The organism is Terribacillus sp. JSM ZJ617 (assembly GCF_044383785.1).
In the GTDB taxonomy this organism is placed as follows: domain Bacteria; phylum Bacillota; class Bacilli; order Bacillales; family Amphibacillaceae; genus Terribacillus.
The window spans coordinates 56,894-80,382 of record NZ_JBISEQ010000004.1; the positions used below are offsets into that span (position 1 = coordinate 56,894).

The 23,489-nt window shown below is 45.3% G+C and carries 23 protein-coding genes, 1 pseudogene and 2 riboswitches; of the genes and pseudogenes, 6 read left to right on the top strand and 18 right to left on the bottom strand.

Annotated features, from left to right (window positions below; genetic code table 11):
- The first annotated feature begins 106 nt into the window (after positions 1-106).
- Positions 107-877 carry an SDR family NAD(P)-dependent oxidoreductase gene (locus ACH6C1_RS13775; RefSeq protein WP_095224026.1) on the top strand — a complete coding sequence of 257 codons (771 nt, stop codon included), beginning with the start codon at positions 107-109 and terminating at the stop codon, positions 875-877.
- 31 nt (positions 878-908) lie between these two features.
- Here ACH6C1_RS13775 and ACH6C1_RS13780 read toward each other — a convergent pair whose 3' ends face one another.
- The 7 genes and pseudogenes from ACH6C1_RS13780 to ribE all read right to left on the bottom strand — a co-directional run bounded on the left by ACH6C1_RS13780 (position 909) and on the right by ribE (position 4,916).
- Positions 909-1,535, bottom strand: coding sequence for a hypothetical protein (locus ACH6C1_RS13780; protein WP_374077934.1), 627 nt, complete (start codon positions 1,533-1,535; stop codon positions 909-911).
- Positions 1,532-1,981 carry a permease prefix domain 1-containing protein gene (locus ACH6C1_RS13785; protein WP_095224024.1) on the bottom strand — a complete coding sequence of 150 codons (450 nt, stop codon included), beginning with the start codon at positions 1,979-1,981 and terminating at the stop codon, positions 1,532-1,534. Before ACH6C1_RS13785 ends, ACH6C1_RS13780 begins: the two co-directional genes overlap by 4 nt.
- Positions 1,981-2,277 (bottom strand): PadR family transcriptional regulator, encoded by a 297-nt coding sequence (locus ACH6C1_RS13790; protein ID WP_255212179.1) that lies wholly within the window; start codon positions 2,275-2,277, stop codon positions 1,981-1,983. Before ACH6C1_RS13790 ends, ACH6C1_RS13785 begins: the two co-directional genes overlap by 1 nt.
- Positions 2,278-2,417: 140 nt before the next feature.
- Positions 2,418-2,993, bottom strand: a complete 576-nt coding sequence (locus tag ACH6C1_RS13795; RefSeq protein WP_374077938.1) for a P-loop NTPase family protein — start codon at positions 2,991-2,993, stop codon at positions 2,418-2,420.
- Between the two features lie 83 nt (positions 2,994-3,076).
- Positions 3,077-3,541: a 6,7-dimethyl-8-ribityllumazine synthase gene (gene ribH / locus ACH6C1_RS13800; protein WP_095220086.1), complete on the bottom strand. Its 465-nt coding sequence runs from the start codon at positions 3,539-3,541 to the stop codon at positions 3,077-3,079.
- 98 nt (positions 3,542-3,639) lie between these two features.
- Positions 3,640-4,257: pseudogene (gene ribB / locus ACH6C1_RS13805) on the bottom strand (3,4-dihydroxy-2-butanone-4-phosphate synthase); the annotation flags it as partial.
- 11 nt (positions 4,258-4,268) lie between these two features.
- A complete protein-coding gene (ribE, locus tag ACH6C1_RS13810; RefSeq protein WP_374077941.1) occupies positions 4,269-4,916 on the bottom strand; it encodes a riboflavin synthase in 648 nt (215 codons plus the stop codon).
- A 334-nt stretch (positions 4,917-5,250) separates the two neighbouring features.
- Positions 5,251-5,391, bottom strand: a riboswitch (FMN riboswitch).
- A gap of 155 nt (positions 5,392-5,546) precedes the next feature.
- On the opposite strand from ribE, the gene ACH6C1_RS13815 reads away from it, so the two are divergent.
- Together ACH6C1_RS13815 and ACH6C1_RS13820 are read left to right on the top strand one after the other, a co-directional pair.
- On the top strand, positions 5,547-6,167 hold the full coding sequence (locus tag ACH6C1_RS13815; RefSeq protein ID WP_374077943.1) for an ArsR/SmtB family transcription factor: 621 nt from the start codon (positions 5,547-5,549) through the stop codon (positions 6,165-6,167).
- Between the two features lie 2 nt (positions 6,168-6,169).
- Positions 6,170-7,438 (top strand): MFS transporter, encoded by a 1,269-nt coding sequence (locus ACH6C1_RS13820; RefSeq protein ID WP_374077945.1) that lies wholly within the window; start codon positions 6,170-6,172, stop codon positions 7,436-7,438.
- Here the strand turns inward: ACH6C1_RS13820 and ACH6C1_RS13825 are convergent, their stop codons facing one another.
- The 10 genes from ACH6C1_RS13825 to ddlA form a co-directional block, all read right to left on the bottom strand.
- Positions 7,439-8,011, bottom strand: a complete 573-nt coding sequence (locus ACH6C1_RS13825; RefSeq protein ID WP_095224017.1) for a VanZ family protein — start codon at positions 8,009-8,011, stop codon at positions 7,439-7,441. It lies immediately after the preceding gene.
- 149 nt (positions 8,012-8,160) lie between these two features.
- Positions 8,161-9,111 (bottom strand): ornithine carbamoyltransferase, encoded by a 951-nt coding sequence (argF, locus tag ACH6C1_RS13830; RefSeq protein WP_374077948.1) that lies wholly within the window; start codon positions 9,109-9,111, stop codon positions 8,161-8,163.
- Complete coding sequence (gene carB / locus ACH6C1_RS13835) at positions 9,108-12,311, bottom strand: carbamoyl-phosphate synthase (glutamine-hydrolyzing) large subunit (RefSeq protein WP_374077950.1); 3,204 nt, start codon at positions 12,309-12,311, stop codon at positions 9,108-9,110. Before carB ends, argF begins: the two co-directional genes overlap by 4 nt.
- A complete protein-coding gene (locus tag ACH6C1_RS13840) occupies positions 12,304-13,389 on the bottom strand; it encodes a carbamoyl phosphate synthase small subunit (protein ID WP_374077953.1) in 1,086 nt (361 codons plus the stop codon). The genes carB and ACH6C1_RS13840 overlap by 8 nt, the downstream gene beginning before the upstream one ends.
- 89 nt (positions 13,390-13,478) lie before the next feature.
- Positions 13,479-14,894: an argininosuccinate lyase gene (gene argH / locus ACH6C1_RS13845; RefSeq protein WP_366248716.1), complete on the bottom strand. Its 1,416-nt coding sequence runs from the start codon at positions 14,892-14,894 to the stop codon at positions 13,479-13,481.
- Positions 14,891-16,150: an argininosuccinate synthase gene (locus ACH6C1_RS13850; RefSeq protein WP_095224012.1), complete on the bottom strand. Its 1,260-nt coding sequence runs from the start codon at positions 16,148-16,150 to the stop codon at positions 14,891-14,893. Before ACH6C1_RS13850 ends, argH begins: the two co-directional genes overlap by 4 nt.
- Before the next feature lie 188 nt (positions 16,151-16,338).
- Entirely contained in the window at positions 16,339-17,070 is a 732-nt protein-coding gene (gene queE / locus ACH6C1_RS13855) for a 7-carboxy-7-deazaguanine synthase QueE (protein WP_374077956.1), read from the bottom strand.
- Positions 17,060-17,497: a 6-carboxytetrahydropterin synthase QueD gene (queD, locus tag ACH6C1_RS13860; RefSeq protein WP_374077959.1), complete on the bottom strand. Its 438-nt coding sequence runs from the start codon at positions 17,495-17,497 to the stop codon at positions 17,060-17,062. The genes queE and queD overlap by 11 nt, the downstream gene beginning before the upstream one ends.
- Positions 17,494-18,153 (bottom strand): 7-cyano-7-deazaguanine synthase QueC, encoded by a 660-nt coding sequence (gene queC / locus ACH6C1_RS13865; protein ID WP_095224009.1) that lies wholly within the window; start codon positions 18,151-18,153, stop codon positions 17,494-17,496. The genes queD and queC overlap by 4 nt, the downstream gene beginning before the upstream one ends.
- Before the next feature lie 104 nt (positions 18,154-18,257).
- Positions 18,258-18,302, bottom strand: a riboswitch (PreQ1 riboswitch).
- 429 nt (positions 18,303-18,731) lie between these two features.
- The gene (gene ddlA, locus ACH6C1_RS13870) at positions 18,732-19,838 is read right to left on the bottom strand and encodes a D-alanine--D-alanine ligase (protein ID WP_374077963.1); all 1,107 of its coding nucleotides are present in this window, start codon (positions 19,836-19,838) and stop codon (positions 18,732-18,734) included.
- Between the two features lie 144 nt (positions 19,839-19,982).
- Here ddlA and ACH6C1_RS13875 point away from each other — a divergent pair, with 144 nt between their 5' ends.
- The 3 genes from ACH6C1_RS13875 to ACH6C1_RS13885 are packed head-to-tail and all read left to right on the top strand — an operon-like array spanning position 19,983 to position 22,267.
- A complete protein-coding gene (locus tag ACH6C1_RS13875; protein ID WP_374077966.1) occupies positions 19,983-20,438 on the top strand; it encodes a DUF4385 domain-containing protein in 456 nt (151 codons plus the stop codon).
- A gap of 58 nt (positions 20,439-20,496) precedes the next feature.
- Positions 20,497-21,123 carry a metal-dependent hydrolase gene (locus ACH6C1_RS13880; RefSeq protein ID WP_095224006.1) on the top strand — a complete coding sequence of 209 codons (627 nt, stop codon included), beginning with the start codon at positions 20,497-20,499 and terminating at the stop codon, positions 21,121-21,123.
- Between the two features lie 13 nt (positions 21,124-21,136).
- The gene (locus tag ACH6C1_RS13885; protein ID WP_374077969.1) at positions 21,137-22,267 is read left to right on the top strand and encodes an MBL fold metallo-hydrolase; all 1,131 of its coding nucleotides are present in this window, start codon (positions 21,137-21,139) and stop codon (positions 22,265-22,267) included.
- A 41-nt stretch (positions 22,268-22,308) separates the two neighbouring features.
- Here the strand turns inward: ACH6C1_RS13885 and ACH6C1_RS13890 are convergent, their stop codons facing one another.
- A complete protein-coding gene (locus tag ACH6C1_RS13890; protein WP_374077972.1) occupies positions 22,309-23,487 on the bottom strand; it encodes a pyridoxal phosphate-dependent aminotransferase in 1,179 nt (392 codons plus the stop codon).
- Between the last annotated feature and the right edge of the window lie 2 nt (positions 23,488-23,489).

A 23,489-nucleotide genomic window follows, 5' to 3' on the forward strand; every position in this document is an offset into this window, starting at 1 on the left:
GTTGGTAACCAAACGCCGCAAAGGGTATACTAAAAACAGATAGCGTTTTTTCCACCCGGCAACAGGGTACATATTTATAAAGATTGTCAAAATGAGGTGAAGCACAATGAAACCAACTGCTCTAATTACAGGAGCTTCCAGCGGAATCGGCTACCATATAGCTAAATGGTTCGCCAAGGCGGGCTATGATCTCATCATCGTAGCGCGTTCCAAGGACAAACTCCTTTCCCTGCAAACAGAACTGCAAGATTCGAATGTGACTGTCATTCCTCATGATTTGTCCGTACCTAACAGTGCATATGAACTGTACCAAAAGATTCGTGATGAAGGAAAAACGGTAGAAGTGCTTGTGAATAATGCCGGCTTTGGGCTTAGTGGCAAATTCGAGGATACGAGCTTTGAGACCCAGCAAAAACTGCTGCATCTGAATATGGTTTCATTGGCAAACCTGACTCGTCTGTTCATCGATGATATCATTCACTCTCCATTCAAGAATGTTCCGAATGGCATTTTGAATATTTCCAGTATGGCTGCCTTCCTGCCTGGCCCCTATATGGCTGCATATCATGCATCCAAAGCATTCGTTCAGCGGTATTCGGAAGCACTTGCCGAGGAATTGAAAGACAGTGGTGTAACAGTTACGGCACTTTGCCCTGGTCCTACGCAGACCGAATTCTTTAAACGTGCCGGCAATGACAAAATCATGTCTTCTTTCCGGGATGCACCCGAGGATGTGGCACGAGAGGGTTTCCTTGGTTTTATAAATGGCAAACGGGTCGTCTTCCCATCAGCGAACATTCACGCAGCCGTTTTGCTCATGAAGTTCATGCCAAGCAGTCTGCTCAGCAAAATAACCAAGAAAATGTATTCAAGATAAACAAAAGGACACCCACGGAGGGTGTCCTTTTTTATCTGCTGAGGTGGCGGCGATAGCTGTAGAAATATGCTGCCAGCGGCCACCATGCTGCTGCGAAAATTGGGTAAATCGCCCAGATCACCGATGGAGAATAGGCTATATTCACAAACAGGAAGAACACACTGAGTGCACCAAAGCCCAATACACTGAAGAATAAACTAGAGCTGCGATGACCTATAATAGATAGCGGCCACCAGCTCATCGCGAAGATGATAAAACCGTACCAAGGTGTTTCATGACCAAAATACTGATACAGACCGAAATAGTATACACAGACAGCCAAGCTGATAGCTAAGGCAATTCCCATTTTAGCAAGATGTCCTCGAAGCATAACAGCTGTTCCCCATAACGCCAAAGCACCTAATGTGTACAGATACCATGGTGTAGAAGGCGAATCAGACATATTTTCGTTAACCAGTACGGCTCCTACAACGATTGTCGACAGCCACGTCACTACTGTCAATTGATTCGGAAAAAGAATCTGCAGGGCAATGATGATACTAGCACCTAAACTGTACGTATACCAAATCTCCTGCGGCGTAGTCATCAAGTTGATATAAACGGAAAAACCGCCCAGGCTCAGCAGCATAAATGCAAGAAACAATCTCCATGGCTTCATCGCTGCATCACCTTCCTTTTCCTAGCCTTCATCCAGACGAAAGCCATACTCACCGGCCACCAAAGAATAGCGAATGTCGGGTAGACAAACCAAATCTCATATGGTGTATAGTACAAATTCACAAAAACGAGCAGTGCGATAATCAATAAACTTCCGCATATAGAGAACCCGAGATTCAACGTACTCATATCTTCTTTTTGCTTCTTCTTTTTATCTGGTGTTTTCTGCGGTGCATGCTGCAGCTGGAATTCCCTCTTTATTTCCGCCAAATTCCCGAAGTCGACAATTGCCTTATTGACTGCATCTTCTTCCGATTTCCCATCCAGCATGAAATCTGCAGCCTTCTCTTCCATCGAATCCTTTATTTCCTCTTTCAAGTTCACTACCTGTTCTGTCTCCGGCAAATCTGCAAATTGCTCTTCCACATACATATTGATCTTCTGCATCAAACACCCTCCATAAATACATCGATTAATTGTTTCGCTTCTTTCCACTCTTTCGCTGCTTCATGAAAGTAAGCCTTCCCAAGCGTCGTAATCGTATAATATTTCCGCTTGCCTCCATGTGACTTTTCTCCTTGATAAGACTCGATTAATTCTCGTCGTTCCAGTCGCTGAAAGACTGCATAAAGTGTTGCTTCCTTAATTTGAAATGCTTCGTGCGTCCAAGCTGCTATGTCTTTCGATATCTGGTAACCATATTTATCCCCATCCATCAGCAAACGAAGGATAATGGAATCCAAATGCCCTCGAATTGTGTCACTCCGAATATGCTACCCCTTCTTTCTGAATTACTCTATCTGATAAAGTAATCATAAAACATATTACTCTGCGTGTCAAAGTAATTTCTGTATCATTTTTCCAAAAATAAAAAAACAGGCTATTAACCTGCTTCAGATTTGCTTTTTAAAAAGGTCAAGTATTCTAACACATCCAATTTGTTCTCTACAATAATCATCTTATGACCGTATGGAAGAAAACTCTCAAAGATAAATGGCTTAGTCGTACGCTCAAAATAACGATTCCATTTGAACATCTTTAGGAAGATATGAAAGGAAGGTGTGTAATTAGATGTCTCCAATTTCACTTTTTGACGCAGGAAACGTTTGATTATCCGCCTATTTCTTATCCGATATGCCGGATCCAGCAAGATAATCAATTCTGCATTTACAAGGCTGTCTTCTATCCACTCATCTGTATGGACACCCTCGATGATCCAGGCACGAGAATCAATGATACTTTTCAAGATCTCCCGCTTCTCCTTGTCAGAACGGCGTCTGTCTCCTGCCGAGGATCGTTTCCAAACAACGTTATCCAGTTCGTGATGGTCAGCACTCAGGATATTCGACAACTCCTTAGCTAGCGTCGTCTTCCCGCTGCCGACAGAACCAATGATATGTATTTTGCAAGGTAATTTGGTTTCGTTCCCATCACCTCTTAATTCATAGTGTGTTTTCATGTAAGTAAGCACCCCCAAAATGAATATACATTATTTTCTAAATACAAAAAAGAAGCAGAGGTTAATCCCCCTGCTTCCCTTGCTTAGATCTGTTTTAGTAAATTGGCCATCTCTATTGCAGAAACAGCTGCTTCTGCGCCTTTATTGCCTGCTTTCGTACCTGCACGCTCAATGGCTTGTTCGATTGTATTAGTTGTCAGTACACCAAAGATAATCGGGATACCAGCCTTACTGGCAGCACTTGCTACTCCTTTTGCCACTTCATTGCTCACATAATCGAAATGCGGTGTAGAGCCTTTGATAACTGTGCCTAATGTAATCACAGCATCGTATTTTTTGCTTTCAGCAAGTTTGTCAGCTACAAGGGGGATTTCAAATGCTCCAGGTACCCACGCAACATCCACTTTTGCTTCATCGACACCGTGACGCTTTAACGTATCAATTGCGCCGCTCAACAGTTTGCTCGTAATGAACTCATTAAATCTTCCTACAACGATTCCAATTTTCAAATCTGATCCTACTACATTTCCTTCTAGTACGTTAACCATATGATTACTCCTTTATATATGGGACAGTATGTCCCTCATCTTTTTTGTATTGGATAATGTTTTATGCTTGCTGCACTTTCACAAATCTTTACTGTTTATTTCTCCACTTTAGCTTCTTGAAGTTCTCGATATGCAATTAAATCAGCGATTGTGATAATTGGCAGCTGGTGCAATTCAGCTAATTTCTCAAGTTCCGGCATGCGCGCCATTGTACCGTCCTCATTCATGATTTCGCATATATAGCCAGCTTCTGCTGTCCCGGCCAACCTAGCTAAGTCGACAGCAGCTTCTGTATGTCCAGGTCGCTCCAGTACACCATTTTGTTGGGCAATCAGCGGAAAAATATGTCCCGGACGCTGAAAATCAGTTGGCTTGCTAACAGCATCTGCCAGCCTCGCAATCGTATGGGACCGTTCGAATGCACTGATACCAGTAGTAGAATCAATATGATCAATACTAACGGTGAAGGCTGTCCCATGCGGATCTGTATTATCAGCTACCATCGGCGGCAAATCCAATCTTTCGGCAATTTCCCGGGAAATAGGCGCACAGATCAGACCTTTTCCGACAGAAGCCATAAAATTAACTGTTTCTGGGCTTGCATACGCTGCTAAAGCCAGCAAATCTCCTTCGTTCTCTCTTGCTTCATCGTCTGTAACGATGATCGGTTTGCCGCTTTTCAAGTATTCTATTGCGATGTCTATTGTCGTTTTCATACATTTCCCTCCTAATCCATGAATCCGTACTGCGCTAACGTCTCTTCCGTAATGCCTGCAGACTGTGGACTTTTTCGATGCTCCAGCAACCGTTCCATGTATTTAGCAAGCTGGTCGAATTCGAGATTGACTAGATCGCCAGCTTTCTTTTCACCTAAGATTGTCGCTTTCCTCGTCTCCGGAATAAGCGAAATAGTAAATGTATCTTCCCGGACTTCGAACACCGTCAATGACACACCATCAACTGAAATTGAACCTTTGGACATCAAATACTGCAGCCCTTTTGTTACAGCAATGTCAATGTAACGAGCATTTGACTCATCTCGAATGGATAGGATAGATCCTGTTGTATCTACATGACCACTCACAAAGTGGCCTCCCAGTCTTCCATTAGGCTGCAAAGCAGGTTCCAGATTCACTTGATCGGAACTTTGCAAATTGGACAAAGAACTGTGATGGAACGTTTCCGGCATCACATCTGCCTGAAAAGAAGACGGGGTGAAACTAGTAACTGTAAGACAGACACCGTTAACGGAGATACTGTCCCCAACGTGCATATCTGCTGTCAGCTTTTCACTGGCAATTGTGAGCTGCATCGCCTTATCCTGTCTTTTCACATCAATAATGCTGCCTACTTCCTGAATGATTCCAGTAAACACTTTTCTCCTCCTTTTCTTCTGAGAGCTTCTCAAGGAAACAAGAAGTTATTTTTACTTGCTGTCATGCTTACGAATGGGAATATTACCGTCTCGGGGCTGTGTGACGGTTAGTTGGGGTTATAACAATTCCATATATCTTTTACCAAAATTCTTGTATGAATCACTCGAATAAGGTGCAAGCTGGCCGCTTCTGCCAATTTGCTCCTAAATAGCACTAACTTTCATATAAAAAGCCCCAGAATAATGGATTCTGGGGCTTTGGCTTTAAAAGTATAGCGAAACAAGCTATCGTCAATCAACGAAATAGCTGCTGTTGGCGTGTGGATAGCACGCCGTTTCCTCTTTCCCATCCAGACTGTACTGTCGGCTTTGGAATCTCACCAAATCCACCGTTATAATAACGGGTCACGGACTGAAGACAGCTATGCTGCCTATCACCGCCGGTCGGGAATTTCACCCTGCCCCAAGAGAAAACCTATTCGATTGCCTCTACTTTAACATATTTTTTATGTCGTTGTACAGCAGGAAAAAAGTCTGAAAATTTAATTGACAATATGTGGAACCATAACTAAACTAAATCTGTAAAATAAATTTGACCGATCAAGAAATGTTTACAAGAGGAGGAATACAATGAAACAAGCAATGGCATTAACAACCTTTGAACAGTTAAAAGCAATCAGTGACCCGCTGCGTGCAGAGATGATCATGAAGTTAGTTGAAACATCTTATACCGGACAGCAGCTTGCTGTCTTGCTGGAAACGAGCAGACCGAAAATTCATTATCATTTGAAAGAGTTGGAGAAAAACGGCTTGATCGAAGTGATTCGTACCGAGGAGAAAAATGGCATTATCCAGAAATTCTATCGAGCTGCTGCAAGAGGCTTCTTTCCGTCAGAGGATTTGCTTCCCTACGCAGAAGAATTAAGCGAATCGACAAGGCAGCTATATGTACAAATGGCCAATAAGACAAAGTCAGCCATCCTTACAGCACCAGAGTCGTCCTTCGCCCAAGCAGCCGGTTCCACCGATCCGAAAGACTGGGATAAAGTTGGAAGTATATGGGAAATCAGCGCCACTGAAGCAGATTTTCAGGAGTTTATTCAGGGTTTATTCGGGTTGATGGAGAAGCTGCGAGAAAAAAGTGAGGCAGCTGAATATGATTCCAATGGTAAGCTGTATCATTTTTCTGCTTATGGTTTTGAAATCGACACACCATCATTTGATCAAGTAGAGATGGAAGAGGAGGATTAAGGATGTTCGCTATACTGAAACAGCGTAACTATGGCTTGCTTTTCTCGGGGCGAATTATAAGCAATATTGGAGACAGCATTTATTTCATAGCGGCCATGTGGCTCGTTTATGATCTGAGCGACAGCACATTTTATTCAGGTCTGGCAGGAGCCTTGACACAAATCCCGAACCTACTGCAGTTCCTGATTGGGCCACTGGTTGATCGATGGCAAATTCGCAGCACGCTGATGTGGACACAAGCACTGCAAGCTGTGCTTATACTGCTGATTCCACTTGCAGCTTGGCAGGACTTTCTGTCTGTTACACTGCTGCTTGTCATCATGCCGATTCTGACCTTTATTAACGCATTTGCATATCCGACAGAAACAAAAGCATTGCCAATCGTTCTGAAAAAAGAAGAACTCCCTGCTGGTAATGCACTATTCTCCTTTGCTTACCAAGGTGTCGATCTCATCTTTAATGCCATCGCAGGCGTAATGATTGCTGTCTTTGGAGCGACACTACTATTCATCATCGATTCTTTTGCCTTCTGTATTGCTTTCCTTTTATTCAGCTTCCTTAGAATCCCACACCATAGAGCGCAAACCGGTGAAGCCGATAGTACGCGTTCTGTCTTCAGCACTTACATCACTGAACTTAAAGAAGGACTTAAGATTCTTTTTACAACCATTTTAGCTGCTGCACTCTTTGGAGCAGTACTATGCAATCTGGCAATTGGTGCCGCCATGGCGGTCATGCCTGCTTTTGCAGATGAGCGACAAGGTGCTGCCGTATATGGTTTATATTTGGCAGCTATGTCTTGCGGGGCTTTAATAGGCGCGTTATTAGCTTCTGCCTTCAGCAAATTACCCATCGGTAAAGCAACAATATGTTCCATGTTTCTGGCTTCTGGAATCTGGGCAGCTGCTGCCTTCGTTCCATGGACTTGGTTGAGTGTGATTCTTTACGGACTCGCTTGGATACCAGTCGGCTGTATCAACGTCACTTTCGCAATATTGTTGCAAACTTTGGTTCCAGTTTCCATGATCGGCAGGGTGACAAGCGCAAGTGCAAGTTTCGTTACAATTGCAATGCCGATCGGTTCATTGGCAGGCGGATATGCAGCCACATTTATTCCTTTGTCTTGGGTCTTCTGCACTGCAGGCAGCGGCCTTGCCTTGCTTTCTGTAACGTGGCTTCTATATCCAAAATTGCGCAAATTGGGACCCCTTGCCTCCTTGTCACCGGAACTTCTTGGATTCAAGGATCATACCCAGCAGGAAACAAGCTGATTACAGCTTGCCCCTTTTTAATAACGGACGCAGAGCAATCCAATAAAATGCATATCCAAGCATAGCTCCCAATACATTCAAGATAATGTCATCGATATCGACAGAGCGATAATTATAGCCTACAAAATAATTCAGCAATCCTTGTGTCGACTCAATTGCTGTACTGAATACAAGCCCGCACAGAACAACGATAAAGAAAGACCTGGTTCTGCGAATGAGCAAAGGCAAATAAAAGCCGAGCGGCACAAATAAGAGGATATTGCCCCCTAGATTTTTAAGGGCCAGTCCATATCCGAAGCCATCGATTTGCGTTGTATGCCAGATTTGCATAATGGACGTTAGCGGCGACGTATTCCAGCGGTAGCTTGTTTCCAGCTGCTGATTTTCTTCGATAAGATTCTGATCCACAGGCAATGGGAAGAATGTCAGACAAATGACAGCGATCACATAGATAGCGAAGGATGCCATCAATAAATGTTGTTTCTTGGTAATACCAACCGTCTGGTGAAACGGAATAATAGACAGTAAATAGACAAACGCCAGGAATATAGCTGGCGCTACGTAAGTTAACATAGTGATTATTCTCTCCTGTATCCTAGAAGTCCCTTACGTAGAGTAAGTGGACATATACTCTTTAGTCTACATGATTTTCCCATTCTTGTGAACGCATAGACACAGAAAAGAAACCGCCTTTTTTTCAGGCGGTTTCTCTTTTGTATTCTTTATTTCCCCATAACAGCAAGCATAAGCGCTTTTTGGGCATGCAGACGATTTTCAGCTTCTTGGAATACAGCTGATTGTGGACCATCAATGACAGCTGCGGTCACTTCTTCGCCCCGATGTGCTGGCAGACAGTGCAGGAAGATAGCATCTGATGCCGCAGAATCCATGAGTACCTCATTCACTTGGAATCCCTGGAATGCTTTCAGTCTGGCAGTTGTCTCATCCTCTTGCCCCATACTCGTCCAGACATCTGTATAAAGTACATCTGCACCTGCGGCAGCTTCTTCCGGACTCTCCGTAATAAGGAGAAAATCTGGATCACCGCTGATTTTTTTCGCCTTTTCAACGATTTCAGGGAGCGGCTGATAGCCCACTGGAGATGCAATTCGAATTTGCATTCCAGTTTTCGCTGCTGCAATCATTAAACTATTAGCTACATTGTTAGCGTCACCGATATAAGCTAGCTTCACGCCTTCCAATGTTCCTTTATATTCCAAGATTGTCTGCAAATCAGCCAGAGCCTGACATGGATGGAATAAATCAGTCAAGCCATTGATTACCGGGATAGTAGCATGTGCTGCCAGCTCCTCCACCATCTTATGCGAATTGGCACGTATCATGATGGCATCCAGATAGCCGGACAGAACTTTTGCAGTATCAGCAACTGGTTCGCCGCGGCCAAGCTGCAAGTCCTTTGAGTTCAAATAAAGCCCCATACCGCCAAGCTGATAAATACCTGTTTCAAAAGAAACACGCGTCCGTGTGGAGGATTTTTCAAAAATCATACCTAAGGTTTTCCCTGCCAGCGGCTGACTGAGTTCACCTTTTTGATGCTGACTTTTTAGCTCGGCAGCCAAATCCAGCACATAGAGAATTTCTTCCTTTGTCAAATCCTGCAGTGATAGCAGGCTTTTGCCTGCCATCGATTGCTGTTCTATCGTCTGTTTCATTGCACATGCTCCTTTTCCGCTTGCTCCAAATAATCCGACATCGACAAGCTGTCAGCCAGTTTATCCTGACTAGCCAGCCAGTAGCTTTGCATTGTCGACAAACTTGTCATACACGGTGTCTCTGTTTTCCATGCCGATTCACGAATACCTTGGAACCCTTTTCTCGTACTGCATACAGCTGTCATCTTTTGGTCTTCAATCAAAAGAATTGCTTCTTCATAGGAAACGACTTCGAATGAATCACTGTCTGGCAAAATAGCTGCAGTCTGCTCTGTCAGTACAACCTTTGCTTGCAGATTTCCAAGTAATTCTTCCAGCCCGATCAAATCGGCGGATTCTACATCTATAAGGATTTGAGCCTCGTCTGTCAAAGACCGGAGTGTCTTTTCCTTCCAGCCAAACGCCTTATTCAATGCTTCGGTCTCCGTCTTGCCTAATCCAATTGCCTCTCCCGTCGATTGCATATCCGGCCCAAGCAGCGGATCGACACCTGCCAACTTTGTGGTGGAAAAGACAGGCAGCTTAACAGCATAAAATGGTATTTCTTTTTGCAGTCCAAGTGAATAACCTGAATCCTGCAATGCTTCTCCCATCTGCACTCTGGTAGCTAAATCTACCAACGGGATGCCCGTCACCTTACTGGAAATAGGCACTGTACGGGACGCACGCGGGTTGACCTCCAGGACATACAAGATGTTACGGTCTTCGCTAAAGACAAACTGAATGTTCATGATACCTTTCACATTAAGAGATTCCGAGATTCTGCTTGCATAGCTGACAATCATATCTTTCTCTGATTCACTTAAGCTAGGTGCAGGGAAAATAGCTGTACTGTCTCCGCTGTGGATTCCAGCAGGCTCGATATGTTCATAGATGCCTGGGATAAGGATGTCTTTGCCATCACAAACAACATCTACTTCTACCTCCATTCCCGGGACATATTTATCAAGAAGCAGCGGGAATAAGCGGGAAGTGTGTATCTGCTGCTTGAGCTCATCCAAATAAGATTCCAGCATATCTTCCGAATGCAGGATGACCATCCCTTGGCCACCTATCACATAAGATGGACGAATCAGAATCGGATAACCGATTCGGCGGGCTTCAACATGCAATGAAGCGGTATCCATCACAGTCGTGCCCGGAATATGCGGGATGTTCAGCGTATGCAGCAAGTCATAGAAGGCTTCCCTATTCTCCACGCGATCTATTGAAGCTGTGCTCGTTCCGGCAATTGTTACGCCAGATTCCTCGAGATCTGCTGCTAAATTAATTGCTGTCTGCCCTCCGAACTGGACAAGCACCTCGTCAGCCTGCTCTTTTTCAATGATGTGCAGCACATCTTCTTTTGTAAGAGGTTCGAAATACAGATGGTCAGCCGTATTGAAATCGGTACTGACAGTTTCCGGATTATTATTGATGACAATAGATCGAATGCCTTGTTCTCGCAAAGATAAAGCAGATTGTACAGAGCAGAAATCAAATTCCACCCCTTGCCCAATCCGGATAGGACCAGAACCCAGCACCACTACTTTCTTATCAGCTGCAGGTAAAGGTTCAACCTCATCTTCTTCTTGCCAGCTCGAGTAGAAATATGGGGTTTGCGCAGAAAATTCGGCTGCACACGTATCGACCATCTTGTAAGAAGGCTTGATTTCCTGCTCCTTGATTAATCCTTCCACTGCTGCCAATGGCTGATCGAGGACTCTCGCTAGGGCAACATTACTGAAACCAAGTGTCTTAGCTTTTCGGAGAAGTGCCTCTTCAGGCTGCCAGCCACCTTCTTTTAATTCTTGCTCGATATCGATGATCCGCTTCATCTCATGAAGGAAGAATGTCGTAATCTCCGTCCACTCATGAAGCGTCTCGATAGATACTCCCCTACGCAGTGCTTCAGCAAGCAGAAACAGTCTGCGGTCATCTGCATCTATAAGCCCTTGTTCCAGCTCAGCATCTGTCAGTGCTTCAGCGGACGGCAAACGGAATTCCTCCAAGCCGATTTCCAGGGAACGAATGGCTTTATGCAGACCAGCAGGAAGGTTACGGGATAGCGCCATTACTTCGCCTGTAGCTTTCATTTGTGTTCCGAGCAGACGATCTGCCTGCGTGAACTTATCAAATGGCCAGCGCGGTATTTTCACAGCTACATAGTCGATGGCAGGCTCGAAGCTTGCAAATGTATCTCCTGTAATCGGATTCGGCACCTCATGCAGATGATAGCCAAGTGCTAGCTTTGCAGCAATCCGGGCGATCGGATAACCTGTTGCCTTGGATGCTAATGCACTGGAGCGGCTTACCCGCGGGTTCACCTCGATGATGACGTACTCATCACTATCTGGATTAAGCGCGAACTGTATATTGCATCCTCCAACGACACCCAGCTCACGGATAACTTTACATGATACGGTCCGAAGCATTTGATACTGTCGGTCTGTCAATGTCTGGGAAGGTGCGACAACGATACTGTCTCCTGTATGTATTCCGACAGGGTCGATATTTTCCATATTACAGACGATGATGCAAGTGTCATTTGCATCCCGCATCACCTCGTACTCGAGTTCCTTCCAGCCCTTCACACTCTGCTCGATTAGCACCTGATTGATCGGACTTGCCTGAATTCCACTCTTTACATACCGCATCAGTTCCGGCAGGTCGTTTGCGATTCCTCCTCCTGCTCCGCCTAATGTATAGGCAGGACGGATGATGATCGGAAAGCCTGTATTTTCTGCAAAATCCTTTGCTTCCTCGATTGTTGTGATTGGAAGACTTTCCGGGACAGGCTCATTGATCTCCTGCATCATCTGCTTGAACAGCTCCCGATCCTCTCCGCGCTGGATTGCATCAAGCGGTGTACCTAGCAATGTAACGCTGTATTTCTCCAGTACACCTGCCTGATCCAGGCTTACCGCCAGATTAAGGCCGGTCTGGCCGCCTAAAGTAGGCAGCAGGCCATCCGGTCTTTCTTTTTCGATGATATTCGTCAAGGATTCACAGGTGAGCGGCTCCAAATACACCTGGTCGGCAAATGCCTGATCTGTCATGATTGTCGCAGGGTTATTATTGACGAGGATGACCTCTACCCCTTCCTCTTTTAAAGCAAGGCATGCTTGTGTGCCTGCATAATCGAATTCTGCTGCCTGCCCGATTACAATCGGACCAGAACCGATGACAAGGACTTTCTTGATGTGATCTTGCTTAGGCATATGCTGTCACTCCTCTATTCCGTACCGAATTCAAAAATTGTTCGAACACATCATACGTATCACTTGGGCCAGGATGCGCCTCTGGATGGAATTGGACGCTCATGATCGGTTTGGAGCAGTGCTGCAGCCCTTCTACCGATCCATCATTTACATTGCTGTAAAGGATATTCCACAGGGACTGTGAAATAGAAGCTTCATCGACGACATATCCATGGTTTTGGGAAGTGATCGATACTTTTCCGCTAGGCAAATGCTGGACCGGATGATTGCTCCCTCGATGTCCATAAGGCAGCCGCATTGTATTCCCGCCGAATGCAAGTGCCAACAGCTGATGCCCGAGGCAGATCCCCAGTGTGGGATAATATTCTGCAATCCTTTTGATTTCGCCGGCTAAATACTGGAGAGACTTCGGATCGCCAGGGCCATTTGATAACAGGACACCATCCACTTTTGCTTCTTTCAGCTCTTCCAGCGTCGTATCAAACGGAAAGACTGTGACGTCGCATTTATTTTCGAGCAACATATCCCGAATCGAATGCTTATAGCCGTAATCGATGATAGCAACATGAGCTGCCGACTGACCCTTTGCCGGGTGGAACTGCGCCTTTTTCACCGATACACTTTCCACAATCTTTTCGGATACTTTTGCTTTTTCTGGAGCAGCTCCTGGTGTTTTCGTCATTCTTCCATAGACATCCCCATGCTTACGGATGATCTTCGTCAATTTCCGTGTATCCACCTGCGCAAGGATCGGGAAGTTATGTTCATTGGCAATATCCTGCAATGTCTGGGTTGCTTGGTAATGAGCCGGTGTTTCACATGGTGTCGAAATGACAAGCCCATGAATAGATGGCATATGGCTTTCCTTATCATTCGCATTGAAGCCGTAATTTCCGATCAAAGGATACGTCATTGTGACAATCTGTCCAGCGTAGGATGGATCTGTCATCACTTCCTGATAGCCTGTCATCGCTGTATTGAAAACCATTTCCCCATCTGATTCCGTTGTTTCACCCAGCCAGACACCCTCTAAAATATCTCCTGTACTGAGCATCAAATAACCCTTTGTCTCTTCCATTCATGCTGCTCCTTTCTGAAACGAACGTTATCTTTATTCCAAAAAACTAATAAATATGCATTTATAACAAAAGAAAGGTGAGCAGCTGCTCACCCCTCCAGTTTGGCAGCCTGCTCTTCTGTCCACTGTTTATTCGTTTCCAGCAAGGCTTCTATATCATCCACCTGCTCTTGAACCCGTACCTTTGCCGTTCCTCCAGGGATATTCCTAGCTGCAACGACCGTCTCCGGCGCAAGTGCCTCGTAGATATCTTCTTCTATCAAACTGGAAAACTGCTGCAGCTCTTCCAGACCGAGATCCAGCAAATATTTCCCCTGCTCGATACTGTACAGCACTGTCTGCCCAACAACAGCATGTGATTCCCGAAATGCCATCCCTTTTGCTACGAGATAGTCCGCTAAATCTGTTGCGTTCGAGAAATCGTTCCGAACAGCTTGATACATATTTTCCTGCTTCACATGCATCGTCTCGATCATCGGTGCAAAAAGACCAAGTGCACCTTTCAATGTCTCCACTGTATCGAACATGCCTTCTTTGTCTTCCTGCATATCCTTATTATAAGCAAGCGGCAATCCTTTCAGAGTTGTCAGCATGCCCATCAAATGCCCGAAGACACGGCCGGATTTACCGCGGACAAGCTCCGCTACATCAGGGTTTTTCTTCTGCGGCATCATGCTGCTGCCGGTGGAAAACGCATCATCCAATTCTATGAAATTGAACTCCGCGCTAGACCATTGAACCAATTCCTCCGAAAGCCGTGAAAGATGCATACTGATTAGACTCGCAGCTGACAGGAACTCCACCACGAAATCACGGTCACTTACACTGTCCAGACTATTTTCGGTAATAGCATCAAAATGCAGCTGCTCTGCTACAAAATGACGATCGATCGGGAATGTCGTCCCAGCCAGGGCACCTGCTCCAAGCGGCATCTTGTTCACACGCTTCCAGCTATCCTGAAGCCGCTCCACATCACGCTGCAGCATATAAGCATATGCCATAAGATGATGGCCGAAGAGTACAGGCTGCGCCCGCTGCAAATGTGTATAACCCGGGAGGATCGTATCCAGATGCTGTTTCGCCTGTTCGGTCAGCGCTGTTTGCACGGCACCCAGCAACCCGATAATATCCACAATTGCTTCCCGCAAATACAGACGCATATCCAGTGCTACCTGATCATTACGGCTTCTACCTGTATGCAGCTTACCGCCTACTGGACCGATCTGTTCAATCAATAATCGTTCCACATTCATATGAATATCTTCATCCGCCTGTGAGAGCGTTGCTTCCCCTGCCTGGATTTTTTGCAGTACAAGCTTTAATCCATCAGCAATTGTTTCAGCATCGTCTTGTTCGATGATGCCGCATTTGCCAAGCATTGCTACATGCGCCAGACTGCCTTGAATATCGTATTTAGCCAGTTTTTGATCAAAGCCGATGGAGGAAGTGTAGGCGTCTACTAATTCATTGGTCGGCTTTGTGAATCTTCCTCCCCAGAGCTTCATTGTTTCACAGCTTCTTTTTTGTCAATTTTCAATAGTGATGGTGCCTCCGTTTGTACTGTTTGCTGACGGGCAACCTCTGCCTGAACTTTCGTCGGAAGTCCCCAAAGCTGGATGAATCCAAGTGCAGCATCATGATCGAATTTATCTTCTGGTTTGTATGTTGCCAGATCAAAGCTGTATAGGGATTCCGCGGATTCCCTGCCGACAACAAGTGCATGTCCTTTGTACAGCTTCACTTTCACATTTCCAGAGACTGTCTGCTGCGTTTCCTCGATGAATGCTTGCAACGCTTTAGTCAGCGGCGAATACCATAGTCCGTCATAGATTGTTTGCGCAAGCTTTTGCTCGACAATCGGTTTGAATTGGGAAATTTCACGTGTCATCGTCAAAGCTTCCAATTCCTGATGCGCAGCAATTAATGTCACTGCAGCCGGACATTCATAGATTTCACGAGATTTGATACCTACTAATCTATTTTCGACATGATCGATACGTCCGACACCATGTTTACCTGCGATTTCGTTCAATTTCAAGATAAGTGCATCCAATGGATAGTCTTCCCCATCAAGTGCGACTGGTTTCCCTTTTTCGAATGTAATTGTTACAATCTGCGCTTCATCTGGCGCATTTTCAGGATCAACAGTCAATCCGAATGCGTCACTTGGCGGCTGCTCCCATGGATCTTCCAGAATACCGCACTCGTTGGAGCGTCCCCATAGATTCTGATCGACACTGTACGGGCTCTCTTTCCCAACAGGAACTGGAATACCGTGCTTCTCTGCATATTCAATCTCTTCATCGCGGCTCATTGCCCATTCACGTACAGGAGCAACAATCTTCAAGTCTGGATTCAAAGCCGTGAAGCTTACGTCAAAGCGCACTTGGTCATTTCCTTTACCAGTGCAGCCATGAGCTACAGCTACAGCTCCTTCTTCTTTCGCAATATCTACTAGCACTTTTGCGATCAGAGGACGGCTAAGTGCAGAAACTAGCGGATATTTTCCTTCATAAAGCAGATTTGCTTTCAAAGCTGGAAGTACATATTCCTCTGCATATGCAGCTTTTGCGTCCACTGTATAAGATTTAATAGCACCAACCTGCAATGCTTTCTCCTGTACGAAATCCAAATCCTTGCCTTCACCAACATCCAAACCAACTGCGATAACATCATAATTATATTTATCCTGCAGCCATTTGATTGCCACAGAAGTATCTAAACCACCAGAGTATGCGAGTACGATTTTATCCTTTGCCATTATGAATCTCCCTCTCCGTGCTGAATGCTCGATTTATTTATGTGAATTATTATGCATTAATACTAATATAAATTCAAGCATTTTTTATTAATTTAACGACTTGGTATCCTATTAATCTTTTGAATAGAAGGTGCCTGCCTACTTTTAAGTACAAAAAAAAGACGAGTTTCAAGAACTCGTCTTTCTGTTTATACACCGCGTTTATTTCCCCATACAAGCGTATGAAGCTGCGGCAGGACACGCACATGATTCAATTCATTGGAAGCTGATACCTGGTCAATCAGCCATTCATATTTGGACAGCAAAGCATCTTTCAATGCCGCATCATCCAACGTAGCTGTATCATGATTACCAACTTGTACATAAAAACTCACATCTGGATAACGTTTATGAACATTCGTTGCATAACGCAAGTCTTCTTCGTCGAATATAACAACTTTCAGGCTCACATGCATCAGACGTCCAGCTTCTCTCAGATTGTTGATTATCTCATCAAGACGATGAAAATCGGTCTTCATCATAGAGCTTGGCGGCTTTGGAGATATAGTAAGATCGTCGATTTCCAGAAACCACGGCTGATATCGGCTTCCCTGGGTCTCCAGAGCAACTTTTACTTCTTTCTTTTTCAAAAGCTCTGTGAACTCTCCTAGATTCTTAAGTAGTGCAGGGTTCCCGCCGGAGATAGTCACGTGACGGAAACGATCTCCGCCTACTTCCTCCAAGCGATTCCATATTTCTTCGGCAGTCAGCTGCCGAATGTCATCCTTTGCTGATCCATCCCATGTAAAAGCAGAATCACACCAGCTGCAGCTATAGTCGCAGCCTGCTGTACGGACGAACATCGTCTTCTGTCCGACAACCATTCCTTCTCCTTGCACGGTAGGACCAAATACTTCTAAAACCGGAAATTTACTTGCCATTCTCTGTTCCTCGCTTTGGTCGGTATACGCAATAGCTGGTCGGTGTCTCACGCAAGAAGACTTGCAGGCACTTAGGCTGATGGGACAGCTGATCCAGCTCTTGTTGAATCAATTCATATATTTTACGCGCCATCACTTCTGTTGTCGGGAAATCGTCTTTTCCGAATACATCCGTGTGGTCATTTAATAAGGTATGGTCGAATTTCTTATGAATCAATGCTTTGATTGTAGAGAAATTGAATAAAAATCCACTGTCATCCAATTCATCTCCGGCAATCGTAACATTGGCGAAATACGTATGGCCATGCACCTGCTGGCATTTACCGGCATCCGGATGCTGGATGCTGTGTGCTGCCGCGAAATGCAGATCCTTATTCAGTTCATAGCTATAGTCATGCTGCACTTGCGGATAAATTTGCTGGATCATACTTGTTCCGCCTTTTTCGCTTCATATTGATCAAGACCGTTTTGGCGCAGCTTACAAGCCGGGCACTCTCCGCAGCCCTCAGCAATGATGCCGTTGTAGCAAGTAAGTGTTTTCTCTTTCACATAGTCAAGCTGGCCCAGCTGATCTGCCAATTCCCATGTTTCTGCTTTATCCAGCCACATAAGCGGTGTATGGATGACGAAATCTTTATCCATTGATAGATTAAGAGATACATTCAAAGATTTCACGAAGATATCCCGGCAGTCTGGGTAGCCGCTGAAGTCTGTTTCACAAACACCTGTTACAAGATGCTTTGCGCCCACTTGATGTGCCAGGATAGCTGCGAATGATAGAAATACTAGATTACGTCCCGGTACGAATGTGGACGGCAGTTCCCCTTCTTGCTGTTCGATTTCGATATCATCTCTTGTCAATGCGTTTGGTGCAAGCTGATTCAATAGAGACATATCCAATACATGATGTCTGATACCTTGTTCTTTCGCTATTTGTTCGGCTACCTCGATTTCCAAACTGTGGCGCTGATTATAGTTGAACGTAACAGCCTCCACTTCCTCAAACTGTTCCATAGCCCAAAACAAGCAAGTTGTACTATCTTGACCGCCGCTGAATACGACGATGGCTTTACCCTTCTTCATTTCGTTTCTCCTTTTTTCCAGACAATCCAATAAAAAAGCCCTTCCAATAGGAAGAGGCTGCCAATTATCCATAAAAAAATAAAAAAGACTATACCCAAGGATATAGTTCCTTAGTTTTTTATAGAGGGTTGTGCTAGAACCTCTCCCAGGATGGCCTGGATTTTTTATTCTTTTCTGCAGTTCATTGTATCACAGTTAGGTCCAATTGCATATGGAAAGACAAGTAAATAAGATACTAAAAAGATGGTAATAGTATTTGAATGGCGCTTCGGAAATACACTCCGCTTTCCTGCGGGCGGCTGGTGAGCCTCCTCGTGCTGACGCACTCCGGGGTCTCACCTAGGCCTTCCTCCCGCGGGAGTCTCCGCGCATTTCCTACGCTGAATAGCGAATTTCCTTTTAAATGCCCAAGTCTTACCACAAAGAATTCAGCTGACATGTATTATATAAAATCTCTCTATACAGTATCTGATTCTCATAAACTTCCTGAAGTATAAGTTCTTATAAGAGAAAAAGAAATCCGGACTTGAAGAACTTCCTTCCTAGTCCGGATTTCTTTTTTTCTATTCAGCAATAGATTAAAATTGCTCAAAAGCAGCGTTGCTTAATTCGTTATCGCGTTTATGCCGTTCGATAGCAAGCTGAATCAGACGGTCAATCAGGTCTGGATAGGAAATGCCAGTGATGTCCCAAAGCTTCGGATACATACTGATTTTCGTGAAGCCCGGAAGTGTGTTCACTTCATTCACAACGAATTCGCCGTCTTCTGTCAGGAAGAAATCGACACGGGCAAGCCCTTCGACGTCAAGTGTCTGGAATACTTCGACTGCCAGCTTTCTAGCTTGTTCTGTAACAGACTCGGATAGCTGAGCCGGGATAGCAAGCTCCGCTCCTGATTCGTCGATATACTTGGATTCATAAGAATAAAATTCCGTTTTCGGCAAAATTTCTCCAGGCAATGATGCCATTGGCTCTTCATTGCCAAGTACCGCAACTTCGATTTCACGGCCGACGATTGCTTCCTCGACAAGAACTTTCGTATCATAGCGGAAAGCTTCTTCCAAGCCTTTGTAGAACTCCTCTTCTGTCTTCGCTTTACTAACGCCGACAGAGGAGCCTTGGTTTGCGGGCTTGATGAAGACTGTACTGCCCAGCACTTCAGCTACCTCTTCATAACGGATAGATGCTAGCTGGCGTTTTTTGAAGGTGAAGCCATTAGCGACTCTTATACCAGCTTCCTTCAGTAGACGTTTCGCGATATCTTTATCCATACATACAGCCGAACTTAGTACATTCGGGCCTACATACGGGAGATTGGCGATACGCAGCATCCCTTGCATGCTGCCATCCTCGCCGAGTGTACCGTGGAGGATGCTGAAGATAACATCTACTTGATCAAGAACAGCGCCTTGACTGGGATTGACGAGCTGCTTTTCCTTTAAACCAGGTACAACTGCAATACCTTGCCCGGAAGGCTTCAGTTCGATATTTTTCGGATCATGTGCATTCAACAGATAATCTGCCTTGTCATTCAGCTGCCATTTTCCTTCTTTATCTATTCCAATCAGAACAACATCATATTTATTTTTATCAATTGCATCGGCAATATTTTTTGCGGATTGTAAGGATACTTCATGCTCAGCGGATTTTCCGCCGAAGACGATTCCTACTTTTGTTTTACCCACCTGTAACCATTCCTTTCTGACGTGAGACCATTACTTTCATTTTATCACAAACGTGTGCGGCTGCCTCCTATGTCCACAAGAAAAATTCGCGTTTCACATAGATCACATTCGGTAACTATATACATTAACAACAGAGACAGGGGGATGGGAATGGGCTATTACGATCATTTTGATGCCTCGACCGATTTTCGCAAACACCCGGATAAATACCGCGTCGGCCGCGGGGAACAAGGTGTGCTGATGGTGGAGCCTTATAAAAGTGAAATCCTGCCCCATTGGCGCTTCAAGACACCGGAAATCGCAGAGGAATCCTGCCAGAAGATTTCGGATATGTTCGAGGAATACCGTAAGCAGGATGACTTTGTCGGAATGGATATGGCCAGGAAATATATTCAGATGGGCTATACCCGTGCTCGCCGCTATGCCAACTACAAGGGCGGCAAGAAATATAAGGATGCCGATAAGACAGAAAAGCACGACCGGCAGATTGATGATGAAAAAGCAGCCTCTGCGCAAGTTTTCAAAAAAAAGTGGGACGAAATAAGAGAAGATGAAGATTACCTTTCCCGTAAGAAGGCGCATCAGAAACAATACGGATAGCCATGACATAAAGATTCTAGTATGCTTTTAAAGACTAACTTTTGGAGGCACAGCTAGAATGAAAGGAATTACACATCTATTAATCGGAGCTGGCGCAGGTTTCGCCAGTGCCACCGCCTTGAATGCCGAAGGCGCTGTCACCGTCACAATGACGTGCACAGCAGCAGTTGCAGCGCTTGTACCAGATTTGGATACAGGCGGTATCCTCTCCAACCGCATCACTTTTTCGCACAAAGCCATCCGCAATATTACAATTTTTATCGGATTATTGCTCATTCTATATAGTATGTGGAATTTATTTGGCCAAGATCGTTATATCGGGTTAGCAATCGGGGCAGGAATTATGGTTCTCTCCCGCGTAATCAATAAGAAGTTCATGCTGCTGATTACAGGCATCGCTGTACTGTTGACCGGATTGTATACTGGACATACATGGGTTGTCATGAGCGGATGTTATATCGGGGTTGCATCCTTCCTTGCCCACCGGTCCTATACCCACTCCTTGATCGGACTGATCTATTTCTACATATTGATGACATTCTTTGAACAAGAGACCGCCCTATTTGGGACCCAGCTTGCCGGCACTGCCGGTTATGCAAGCCACCTGCTCGCTGATAGCAGGATATTCCCTGTGAATAAGAAAGGAGTCAAGTTGCTCCTTCCTATAATCAAAAAAGATTTCTAAAGGAGACGATTGCATGAATCCATTGTACACAGCAGAACTGGCAGAAAAAATAAAAGCGAAAGATAGTGTTCATCTGCTTGATATCCGGCAAGAGTCAGATGTTCAGGATTGGGCGATTGATGCCGACAGCGTCAAACGATATGATATCCCGTTTGCTGTCATCAAAGCAGATCCGAATAAGGCTCGCGAAGCACTGCCAGAACATGATCCTGTCTATGTCATGTGCTATCGGGGCAAATCCGCCCAGACAGCCGTCTCCCTCTTACAAGCAGCTGGAATGGATAATATTGTCCATGTTGTTGGCGGGATGCAAGCTTGGGGAGAAACGATCAGTCCCCGTAAAGTCGGTGATCTCACTTATGGCGGAGAGATATACCAGTTCATGCGTATGGGGAAAGGCTGCCTATCTTATATGGTTGTCTCCAATGGAGAAGCAGCAGTAGTAGATCCCGCCAGGTTTACAGAAGTCTATACCTCCTTCGCATCAGAGAAAGGCTGGACGATCAAACATGTGCTTGATACCCATCTACATGCAGATCATTTGTCTGGCGGACGGAAGCTGGCAGAAGAAACAGGAGCAAATTATTGGTTCCCTGCAGACGATGGAAAAGAAGCGACATTCACATTCTCACCGCTGCAGGACGGTATTACGATCCCATTCGGTAAATCCGAAGAAGGCATGCGCAGCGTTGCCTCACCAGGTCATACAGAAGGAAGCATCAGCTTGGTTGTTGATGACACATTCCTGCTTTCTGGGGATACGCTCTTTACCGAGTCGATTGGCCGTCCGGATTTAGCCGGTCAAGCAGAACAATGGGTACAGGATCTGCACAATACGTTATACGAAAAATTTCCATTATTGTCGCTGGATCTGATTGTCCTTCCATCGCATTTTTCCGAGCTGTCAGAGATCGGAAGTGACGGCACAGTCCAAGCACGCATGGAAGACCTATACAGAAAGAACCCGAGACTGCAGCTTCCGAATGCGGGCGAATTTGCTTCCTCCGTTTTGGGAAGTATTCCTGACCAGCAGCCAAATAGTTATCAGCTGATACGAGAAGCCAATCAAGGGAAAGCGACGTTAGGCAGCGCAGACGAAGCCGATATTGAATCAGGTCCTAATCGCTGCGCAGTAACCAGTTAATAGGAAAAAAAGAGCCAGCTCCCACCGGGACTGGCTCTTTCTTATGCTTTAGAAAAGATACCGAGCTTTTCGATCCGCATCGCTGCTTCCAGTAATCTTTCTTCTGTATCCAATAAACCAGCGCGAACGTACCCTTCTCCATATTCCCCAAAACCATTGCCCGGAGCGACCGCCACATGCGCCTTTTCCAGCAACAGATCAGCGAATTCCTCAGACGTGTAACCATGCGGAACTGGCAGCCAAACGAAGAAGGTTCCTTTGGGCTCCGGAACGTCCCAGCCAATAGCACGTAAATGGCCAATGAAAGCATCTCTTCTGCTCTCATACGTGTGGACAAGCTCCTCCACGCATGTCTGATCCGCTGTCAGTGCATAAGCTGCCGCCTCTTGCATGCCGCCGAACAGACTCACGTAAACATGGTCCTGGATTAAATTGATACTTTCAATAACAGATGCATTACCAACTGCAAAGGCGATGCGCCAGCCTGCCATATTATACGTTTTGGATAGAGTGTACATCTCAATGCCAACTTCCTTGCTGCCTTCGGACTGCAAGAAGCTCTGCGGTTTTTTCCCATCAAACCCAAGTGCACCATAAGCGAAATCATGCAATACACAAATCTTATGTTCCTTCGCCAGTTCCACTGTTTTATCGAAGAACTTCTGATCCGCAGCAGCAGCAGTCGGATTGTTCGGATAGTTCAGGAACATCAGCTTTGCTTCTTCCAAATCACCTGCAGGAATAGCAGTATAATCAGGCAAAAATTCATTTTCTGCGGTTAATGGCATGAGTGATGTCCGCGCTTGGGCAAGTTCGATACCGGACAAATAATCCGGATATCCCGGATCTGGAAGCAGTGCCAAATCACCTGGATTCAATAGACATTGGCTGATTTCCACCAAACCTGTCTTAGAGCCGAACATGATGGCCACTTCTGTTGCGGGATCTAGTTTCACACCGTATTCCCGATCATAAAAGTCACAGACTGCCTGTTTTAGAAAATCAAAGCCTCTGAAAGGTGAATATTTATGATAAGCCGGATTATCGGAGGCTTCCTTCAATTTCTCTACGATATGCTGCGGCGTCGGCAGATCAGGGTTTCCCTGTCCGAGCTTGATGATATCGTGCCCCTCCTGCTCCAGCAACCCTACTTTATGTACTAAGCCGGCAAAAAACTGTTCCGGCAAACGTTTCAATGCATCCGAAAACGGAAAATCCATCT

Excerpts from the sequence above, each read along its gene's own strand:
- carB (WP_374077950.1), bottom strand. The coding sequence starts at position 12,311 with ATGCCTAAGCAAGATCACATCAAGAAAGTCCTTGTCATCGGTTCTGGT.
- argF (WP_374077948.1), bottom strand. The coding sequence starts at position 9,111 with ATGAAACAGACGATAGAACAGCAATCGATGGCAGGCAAAAGCCTGCTA.
- ACH6C1_RS13840 (WP_374077953.1), bottom strand. The coding sequence starts at position 13,389 with ATGGAAGAGACAAAGGGTTATTTGATGCTCAGTACAGGAGATATTTTA.
- ACH6C1_RS13885 (WP_374077969.1), top strand. The coding sequence starts at position 21,137 with ATGAATCCATTGTACACAGCAGAACTGGCAGAAAAAATAAAAGCGAAA.
- queD (WP_374077959.1), bottom strand. The coding sequence starts at position 17,497 with ATGATCCAGCAAATTTATCCGCAAGTGCAGCATGACTATAGCTATGAA.
- ACH6C1_RS13815 (WP_374077943.1), top strand. The coding sequence starts at position 5,547 with ATGAAACAAGCAATGGCATTAACAACCTTTGAACAGTTAAAAGCAATC.
- ACH6C1_RS13825 (WP_095224017.1), bottom strand. The coding sequence starts at position 8,011 with ATGTTAACTTACGTAGCGCCAGCTATATTCCTGGCGTTTGTCTATTTA.
- ACH6C1_RS13880 (WP_095224006.1), top strand. The coding sequence starts at position 20,497 with ATGAAAGGAATTACACATCTATTAATCGGAGCTGGCGCAGGTTTCGCC.
- ACH6C1_RS13775 (WP_095224026.1), top strand. The coding sequence starts at position 107 with ATGAAACCAACTGCTCTAATTACAGGAGCTTCCAGCGGAATCGGCTAC.
- queC (WP_095224009.1), bottom strand. The coding sequence starts at position 18,153 with ATGAAGAAGGGTAAAGCCATCGTCGTATTCAGCGGCGGTCAAGATAGT.
- ACH6C1_RS13785 (WP_095224024.1), bottom strand. The coding sequence starts at position 1,981 with ATGCAGAAGATCAATATGTATGTGGAAGAGCAATTTGCAGATTTGCCG.
- ribH (WP_095220086.1), bottom strand. The coding sequence starts at position 3,541 with ATGGTTAACGTACTAGAAGGAAATGTAGTAGGATCAGATTTGAAAATT.
- ACH6C1_RS13780 (WP_374077934.1), bottom strand. The coding sequence starts at position 1,535 with ATGAAGCCATGGAGATTGTTTCTTGCATTTATGCTGCTGAGCCTGGGC.
- ACH6C1_RS13890 (WP_374077972.1), bottom strand. The coding sequence starts at position 23,487 with ATGGATTTTCCGTTTTCGGATGCATTGAAACGTTTGCCGGAACAGTTT.
- queE (WP_374077956.1), bottom strand. The coding sequence starts at position 17,070 with ATGGCAAGTAAATTTCCGGTTTTAGAAGTATTTGGTCCTACCGTGCAA.
- argH (WP_366248716.1), bottom strand. The coding sequence starts at position 14,894 with ATGAAGCTCTGGGGAGGAAGATTCACAAAGCCGACCAATGAATTAGTA.
- ACH6C1_RS13850 (WP_095224012.1), bottom strand. The coding sequence starts at position 16,150 with ATGGCAAAGGATAAAATCGTACTCGCATACTCTGGTGGTTTAGATACT.
- ACH6C1_RS13795 (WP_374077938.1), bottom strand. The coding sequence starts at position 2,993 with ATGAAAACACACTATGAATTAAGAGGTGATGGGAACGAAACCAAATTA.
- ACH6C1_RS13875 (WP_374077966.1), top strand. The coding sequence starts at position 19,983 with ATGGGAATGGGCTATTACGATCATTTTGATGCCTCGACCGATTTTCGC.
- ACH6C1_RS13820 (WP_374077945.1), top strand. The coding sequence starts at position 6,170 with ATGTTCGCTATACTGAAACAGCGTAACTATGGCTTGCTTTTCTCGGGG.